This window comes from Vibrio sp. 2033, assembly GCF_033339735.1.
The window spans coordinates 141,099-148,972 of record NZ_JAWOVC010000014.1; the positions used below are offsets into that span (position 1 = coordinate 141,099).

Below are 7,874 nucleotides of genomic sequence, written 5' to 3' on the forward strand. Positions count from 1 at the left end.
TTGCAGTAAGTCCTATCCGTGATAGTACATTCACTGACCACCAAGTCAATTCAAGAAACCTCGCCGTCAAGTGTAAGGCTGTGTATTGAGTACGAGCAGGCTAGATCTATTAGATGCTTTTAAGGCTGGGTACTAAACGCTGTCCAGGGGTTTAGCTAACAACCCGTAAATTGCTGAATCTGAGACTACTCCATTCACTTCCCAACGCTGCCTAAGGAAACCTTCCTTTATAAAACCTAACCGTTCCAAGACTTTACCTGAAGAAGCATTGTCTGGATCTATCTCAGCCTCGATTCGACGTAGATTCAGTGTTTTGAATGCGTGTTCGATTAATGCAGTTCCCGCCTCTAATACAATGCCTTTACCCCAGAAATGACGACTCACGCCAAAGCCAATTTCTGCGCGCCTAGACTCTTTCACGTGATTAAACAGCATTATCTTACCCAGAAGTTGGCCATTGCTCTTTAGGAAGATGCCTAGTGTCACTTCTGTATTCCTATTCATGGCCTGTGTACTCTTGGCTATAAATGTCCGCGCTTCTTCAATTGAAACCCAAGGGCCAGAGTTCCAATATTTCATGACCTCATGGTCTGAGAAGATGTCAAACAATTCGCTTGCATCATCTTCAACTAGCTCTCTTAGAATTAATCGTTCCGTTTCAATCTTTGTTACTAACATTTTGGGGTCAGCCTTTTGGTTCGTTATTGGTGACGAAAATCCAATAAAAGTGTGAGACACGTAATACAAATGATTTCGTATGAGACTTTTAAACAAGCTCAACGCACGGTAAAAGCGCCACGTGTAACGACTCTATATTGAAGCAAATTTTAGACATTCAAGTGCGTCAACAAGTAACCGTTGAACGCATCAAAGCTTGGGGTGAGTTGATCATAAGTCCTAAACTCAGGCTCAAAATAGTCCATATACTTTATTATCGCTTAGTGACGATTTCCTTCAGTACTCTGGCTGGGTTGCCACCAACAACGACATTGTCTCTAAAACTCTTTGTAACGACTGCGCCAGAGGCTACCACCACGTTGTTCCCAAGTGTTACGCCAGGGTTGATTACGGCATGGCCACCTATCCAACAATTGTCACCAATGTTTATGGGCTTTGCTAGCTCTAAACCACTGTTCCTCTCGATAGGATCTAAGGGATGAGTCGCAGTATAAATGCCAACTTGAGGCCCAAGTAAACAGTTATCACCAAACTTAACTTCCGCAACATCCAAAATCACACAACCAAAATTAGCGTAAAAATTATCTCCAACGTGAATGTTGGATCCGTAGTCGCAATTGAAAGAAGATTCAACATGAATATCGTCACCTGTTGTGCCAAACAAGCGCTTAGTTATTTGAACTCGCTTTTGTTTATGCTCAACAGACGTGGCATTCAATTTTTCAGTTAGTAACCTAGCGCTCAACCTTAACTTTAATAACTCTTCATCACTTGGGTCATAAAGCTCACCTGCTAACATTTTCTCTTTTTCTGACATAAAACTTGGACTCCAATACCAATTTTCTTACAACGCTACATTCAGTATGTGAGTAACGCTACCACCTAAGCGAGGCTGTCCCACCACGAAAACAAAGCCCGACTTGAACCCTAGTCCTCAGCGCTATCAATTTAGTGCACTACCACCACCGTTCTCACTAACTTATCACCGAGACGTTGCCTCTTTTTACCAAGAATGAAAATTGAGTCAATAAAACCGAAGAATGGAGTAATAACATTTCGAAAGAGCGACTGAAAAATATTGCACTTTTTACCCGTTCTTGCACTTATAACTGCAATGCCCAAAAGTTTTTTACCCACACTTTGACCATTTGGTAAACAATCAGAAAAAAGGTAATACGATACAGTCGCAGTTACTGCTGTAGCGCGCACAAGCTCTTTTTCAATACCGATTTCTAAGCCGACCTATAAAACGAGAGTAAAAATGCTAAAACTGACAAAAAGATCAATCATTTGTCCAACACACCTAACTCCCGGACTAGCCAAAACGTAATTTTCTAGAGTAAATTTTCCTGCATTTTTCATTTTAAAATTTGGACTAACAATTGTTTATTTGTGAACTAACGCTATTGAGACAGTAACATCCCCACTAAACCTAATCCATACTTCCGTAAAGCAAGGTCGAACCTGATTTTTCTATCTTTTCAATATATTACCACGCTTGTTCTAAAGGCTAGATTGGTAATATTTCAACATCTCTTCTTGATTAAGCGCTTTACTTTCTAACTTTTGTTGATCTTTAAAGATTTGAGCTAATGAAGGGAGAATTGAGCGATTTACTTTATAGTCATCAGACCAAAGTTTCCCTCTCATCACCGCTTTCGCACAATGAAAGTACATACTCTCTATGACTATTTTGATAACAACCTTAGGATCTTTACTTCCATCGGGGCAAGCAGATATCAAGTTGGCGTCGGTGTGAATACTTGCGATTCCTTTAATACGGAGCACTTCATCAATACCGTTTACCATCAATAACAACCCTACCTTGGGGTTACTAATGATATTTTTTAGACTATCGATACGATTGTTCCCCGAGCTATCAGGGAGCAGCAATGTTGATTCATCTAAAACTTTTACGAAGCCAGGCTCCCCTCCTTTAGGAGAAAGATCGATATACCCTTGTGAATCAGCGGTACTTAGAACTGCAAAATGGCAGTTATTAATTAATGTAATCGCATGAACATCCAGCACAGGCAGAGCTTTATTTTTAGCTCTCGCACTTGGCTCTGCGTAAATTTCTTTTAACTGCTCTATTGTTTTAATTTCACTCATTCAATGTTATTCCTTCACTATCGTATAATGCTTTGCTTGTAAGCAAGCAGTAACTCTGACTTCTTGTATAGGCACTCGACATAACTCATCGTAAAAATACTACGAGTACAAATTATCTCTTTAATGCCTTGTTATCTAAAGATTTAAAGTTTTTCACTAAACTCCCCACACTGCTTACACTTATAACCATGCTTGTAAAAAAACAGTGGAAAACCCAGTAAAATAAAAACTAAGAAAGCTGGGCGTTTACCTTTTGTAAATGCAAATAGATCTTTACTACCACATTTAGGGCAAACGTCTTTTTCTTCATCAACGTCAACTTCATTTCCCAATGATTCTGAGAAATCGCTACTAAGTATTTGTTTCGCATCTTCTGCATCACTTTCGGCCACCATCAGACGGACGCCGCCTATTGCATTTGAATAAAGCCACTGAGTATTTACCGTGTGCTCGTCAGCGATGTAACTTTCTATTCCGACACTATCTAGGCTTGCTCTCGCAATATGAGCTTCATGAGGAAAAGAAAACCTTGCTACTACAATCACATATTACTCCTTGTGGGAAAACGCGCACGTAAGGCATAAGAAACGCTAATTGAAAATGCCACGTGTAGTATTTCTTTTTTAACAATTTATTAGCCCACTACAGACTAATACATATACCCTAACCAATCTATATGACCAACAGCCCAAGTTTTACCGCTGATAGGTTTAACATATAAATCATCTAGTTGCTCTACAGCGACACCGTAATTTTTATGTTCGTGAACTCGCAACCAAGAACTTAGAGAGTTAAGGCGCATATAACCATTAGCCACATAAAAACGCTCCAAATCGGAGACTAAAATGATGAAGTCGACATCTTTAGTGGACGCATACTCGCTGAGTTGAGACAACATTTTTGTGCCAATACCTTGTCTTTGAACTGTGCTCTCGACACAAAAGTCACTCACACCTAATACTTTATAAATTTCATCACCAACGCGAACAACTCTGTAGTCTAATCCCATGTAACCAACTAACTGATCACCTTCGTAATTCAGAACTCTCATATGCGGGAGTTGCTTATAGTAAGAGCGAGTAACTTAATGTTCAGGAAACGACTGGTTTCTAAGAGCTTCAATTGCATTATGCTGTGCTTTAGATAACTCGATTTCTGGGTAAATATCCATATTTGACCTTTGAGTATTAATGACCTTTTGGAGTTGAGCAACGCAATACCGAACCTTCCGCATACCGATTTAATCACTGAGCTCAACGCACAGTTAAAATGCCACGCGTTGCGAATCGCTATTGAACAGTTTGTTAGAATAAATTTATTTACAGCACTTTTTCCGCTGTTTAGTTGAACCGCAAAAGCACAGATCATTTTTTGAAGTTACTTCTCGCACTAGTTTTTCAAGCTTTGAATACGCTAGAGCACGTCTAAAGTCGAACTCGTTAGCTACTTGCGCCGTTATTGCTCCAGCACCTGAAAGATGCAAAGCCTCAAATTCTGCCTCAATGTCTAAAACTTGTTGAACAAGCTCATGTTCTTTTATTGCCATATGCTTTATCGGCATACGACCATTTTTGATGAGAACGGAGATTTCAGGGTCTGGTATGAACTTTACTTTTTTCGCATTTAACGCCGATGGCGATACACAGACTAATTTTCCGTCGGGCTTCTGAACAACTACGTGTGCAGTTAGTCTTAGAACAAGATTACCCCAGACTGAAGTTACCCAGCCAAACACCATCGTGCCAGCATTGTTTTCTAAATGCTTTTGAACATTGTTATAGCAATAATTCAATTGAGAGAACGACTCCGGTTGAATTGGCACATCTAAAACGCTTGATAAACCTAACTTAGTGAGAGCACTTGAAGGAATTATTTTTGGTTCGAACGACTTATATTTAGATATCATCTCTGAAGCTTCCAATTTATTCTAACGCCTTGCTAAGGTGTGAGTAACGCAATACAAAAGCTACCGCACAGCGCCTTAATCACATAAGCCACCGCAAAGTAAAAATGCCACGCGTTACGAATCACTCTTAAGCAATTTGTTAGTACATGCGCTACTTCTATTTATGCGCTCCAAGATATTGAAAACTGGCATGATATGAAAGGCTTTGAACACTGAAGTGAGACGGGCAGCTACAAAACTTTACCGCCATTGAGAAACGTGAGTTGGCTAGAAGAAAAACGCACTGAACAGCCCTACTTTCACTGGCTTCAAATTAGAAAAGGATTCTTTCCTCGTACTTCAACAGCCACACCAAAAATAATCAAGGTTCTCTCAAAAGCCACCACGAAAATGAAGAAGCGCCAAAGAAATAGGCTAAGAGTTAGAAACCGTAAACGGAGAAATCAAAGCGAACACTCCGCATATAGTGCCACCGGAAAGAACATGAAAGGTACAAACTGTAAGGTGTAAAGACGAGCGCCGAAACAGATAAACACCAAAACTGATGACCTTTGATTTCAACCCCGTACAAACGCCCTATTAAGGGGTGAGTAACGCAATACCAAAGCCGCCGCATACCACCTTAATCACTTAAACTAACGCATTGTGAAAATGCCACGCGTTGCGAATCCCTCTTAAACAGTTTGTTATGTGACGGCGACAAAGCCGAACTTACTCCCTATAAAACTTTGAAAACCAATTACTGAATGACTCTTGATACTCTTGCTGAGCCTCTTTAACAATTTCATCAGCATCTTCGGTTTGCTCGATACCACGAACTTTTAACCAAGTGCAATATTCTCCACTATGTTCACTAGGCTCATAGTCATCGGGATCTCGATAGTAGCACACGCTATCCCATTCAATCATGGGCTCACAATCAAACGTTAATATTTGAAGTAATTCATTAAAATTACGAGCTACTACGTGGTAACCACCTTCACTACCAAAAGCAACTATTGGCGCATTTTCTAAGTTTCTATTACCGTCTTTTAGCCAAAAACCATAGGAAGATCCACTTGCATCTGCACTTGCAAATTCATAAATAGAGTTGAGAAACTCTTTACTCTCCGAGTACGTTTTTAAACCCAGTTTCTCTTGATCGATTGAAAACTCAAACCCTTCTGAAAAGTACGCATCTGATGCGACTTCATCATCAAAACTAATCAGTGGCAACAAATTCTCAGGCAACATTAATCCCTCAAAGTGCTCTATTAATTCGTTTTTGATACTCATTAGATACTCCTTACTACTTGAATTACATAACGCCCTGTTAAGGGGTGAGCAACGCAATACAAGAGCCGCCGCATACCGCCTTAAACACTAAAACCAACGCATAGTGAAAATGCCAAGCGTTGCGAATCCCTCTTGAACAGTTTGTTAGGCTATTGACCCTCTGAGATTCTCACGTACGTCCCATTGAAAGTGACATGTAGCCCACCACAACCGTTGTCTTTGCTAACTACGAGGGTATCTTGATCTAATAAAACTTGGAGAGTAAAGCCGTCAACGTCATAGTCTATTTGATAACCTTTTAACGTTACAACTCCGTCGATTTCTCCAAAATTTACAAGGCCAGAAGAAGAGTCACCTACCCAAACTGATGTACCAGATAGTTCGTATGTGTTCGAACCCACCTTAGTTAAGTCAATAAAGGCAGTGTCAGTATCCAATTGATCATTGTTATACCGCTCATAATGCCCCTGAAAACCAGGAAAGACTGCTGCATATGCAAGCGATGAAATAAGCAACATACTTAGAGCTACGCAAACTGTTTTCAAGCTCAAATTCTCCTCAATAGCCTAACGCCTTGTTAAGGTGTGAGGCGCGCAATACCAAAGCTTCCGCATACCACCTTAAACACAAAAACTAACGCATAGTAAAAAAATGCCACGCGTGCCGAATCACTCTTAAACAATTTATTAGGCATAATTCCACGGGGCTTTTACGTCGAAGTTAGACCCAGGGTCTTCACCGTTGAAAGCGCCCACATATAGTACTTTATCGTTTCTAATTATCCACTCCATACCATGCTCAGGTTCCCACTCACAGTTAAGTTCCATGTGAATTACTGGCTCACCGACTTCTGAGTAAGGAACCAACAACACGCTTGGATATATTAGTTTGAGAACTTCGTGTGGACTAGAGAATGATTTGAGTGGTTCACCTATTGCTTCTAGGTAACTATTACAATAGCTGATAGATGCTCTACAAAGTTCATCGACTATCTCGGCTTGTAACCCATCCAAGTAATTCGCACACATTTCTGCAAAATGAAGGTCATCAGTTTCAGCGGATAAAGCGATGTACTGACCGAACATTCGAAAATACACTTCACCTTCGATTTCACATTCACTTATTTCAACATTCTTTATAAGTTTCATTGTGTTTTCTTCCTTTGCTGGTGTACCCCACAAAAAGTAGACAGTACATAACTACATACTTTCGTACTCAACTGGGCTGACGTGCCCCAACGCTGAGTGTCTTCTTCTGCGATTGTAAAATACCTCGATGTATTCGAAGATGCCCATTCGGGCTTCTTCGACAGTTTGATAGTCTTCTGCGTATATCAGTTCGACTTTCAGTCGACTGTAGAACGACTCCATCACCGCATTATCCCAGCAGTTACCCTGCCGACTCATGCTCGGTACACCTCCATGCTTGCGCATGAAGTCTTGATATTTGTAGGCTCTGTATTGTACACCACGGTCTGAGTGGATAATGACGCCCTTAGGCGGCTTACGTGACTCAAACGCCATTTTTAGAGCGTTAGTGATTAGCTCGACGGTCATCGTTGTCCCAAGCGACCAACCCACAATGCGTCTTGAATGCAAGTCCATCACTGTCGCTAAGAAGAGCCAACGGCTCTTCACCCAGATATACGTAATGTCCGTAACCCACTTCTGATTTGGTGTCTCGGACTCAAAGTCTCTACGCAGTAAATTGTCGGCAACATTCGTCATCGCAGCTACATCCTTGCTGTATTTAAACCCTTTGCCATTACGTGCCCTGATACCTTTTTCCTTCATGATATCAGCGACATAATTCACGCAGCAGGCATGGCCTGCTTCGTTTAGCTCTTCTGCTATTCGCACTGAGCCGTAACGTGCCCGATATTGGGCAAAGGTACACATGACGA

General features: G+C 40.9%; 10 protein-coding genes and 1 pseudogene. All 11 read right to left on the reverse strand.

Going from position 1 to position 7,874, the window contains the following annotated elements:
* Positions 1–132: 132 nt before the first annotated feature.
* Positions 133–678, reverse strand: a complete 546-nt coding sequence (locus R7P74_RS17555; RefSeq protein WP_053350310.1) for a GNAT family N-acetyltransferase — start codon at positions 676–678, stop codon at positions 133–135.
* Between the two features lie 253 nt (positions 679–931).
* Positions 932–1,495: a sugar O-acetyltransferase gene (locus R7P74_RS17560; protein ID WP_047102727.1), complete on the reverse strand. Its 564-nt coding sequence runs from the start codon at positions 1,493–1,495 to the stop codon at positions 932–934.
* Positions 1,496–1,626: 131 nt separating this feature from the next.
* Entirely contained in the window at positions 1,627–1,887 is a 261-nt protein-coding gene (locus tag R7P74_RS17565; RefSeq protein WP_373924897.1) for an RDD family protein, read from the reverse strand.
* 294 nt (positions 1,888–2,181) lie between these two features.
* Positions 2,182–2,790: a pyridoxamine 5'-phosphate oxidase family protein gene (locus R7P74_RS17570; protein WP_005389306.1), complete on the reverse strand. Its 609-nt coding sequence runs from the start codon at positions 2,788–2,790 to the stop codon at positions 2,182–2,184.
* A gap of 143 nt (positions 2,791–2,933) precedes the next feature.
* Positions 2,934–3,335 carry a putative signal transducing protein gene (locus R7P74_RS17575; protein WP_005377076.1) on the reverse strand — a complete coding sequence of 134 codons (402 nt, stop codon included), beginning with the start codon at positions 3,333–3,335 and terminating at the stop codon, positions 2,934–2,936.
* A gap of 104 nt (positions 3,336–3,439) precedes the next feature.
* Positions 3,440–3,961: pseudogene (locus tag R7P74_RS17580) on the reverse strand (GNAT family N-acetyltransferase).
* Positions 3,962–4,105: 144 nt separating this feature from the next.
* A complete protein-coding gene (locus tag R7P74_RS17585) occupies positions 4,106–4,711 on the reverse strand; it encodes a hypothetical protein (protein ID WP_213867171.1) in 606 nt (201 codons plus the stop codon).
* Between the two features lie 696 nt (positions 4,712–5,407).
* Positions 5,408–5,971: a hypothetical protein gene (locus R7P74_RS17590; protein WP_225473990.1), complete on the reverse strand. Its 564-nt coding sequence runs from the start codon at positions 5,969–5,971 to the stop codon at positions 5,408–5,410.
* 149 nt (positions 5,972–6,120) lie between these two features.
* Positions 6,121–6,516: a hypothetical protein gene (locus R7P74_RS17595; protein ID WP_225473987.1), complete on the reverse strand. Its 396-nt coding sequence runs from the start codon at positions 6,514–6,516 to the stop codon at positions 6,121–6,123.
* A gap of 141 nt (positions 6,517–6,657) precedes the next feature.
* Entirely contained in the window at positions 6,658–7,119 is a 462-nt protein-coding gene (locus R7P74_RS17600) for a DUF6985 domain-containing protein (protein ID WP_225473984.1), read from the reverse strand.
* Positions 7,120–7,170: 51 nt separating this feature from the next.
* A partial coding sequence (locus tag R7P74_RS17605; protein WP_318123018.1) for an IS3 family transposase occupies positions 7,171–7,874 on the reverse strand: 704 nt, incomplete at its 5' end.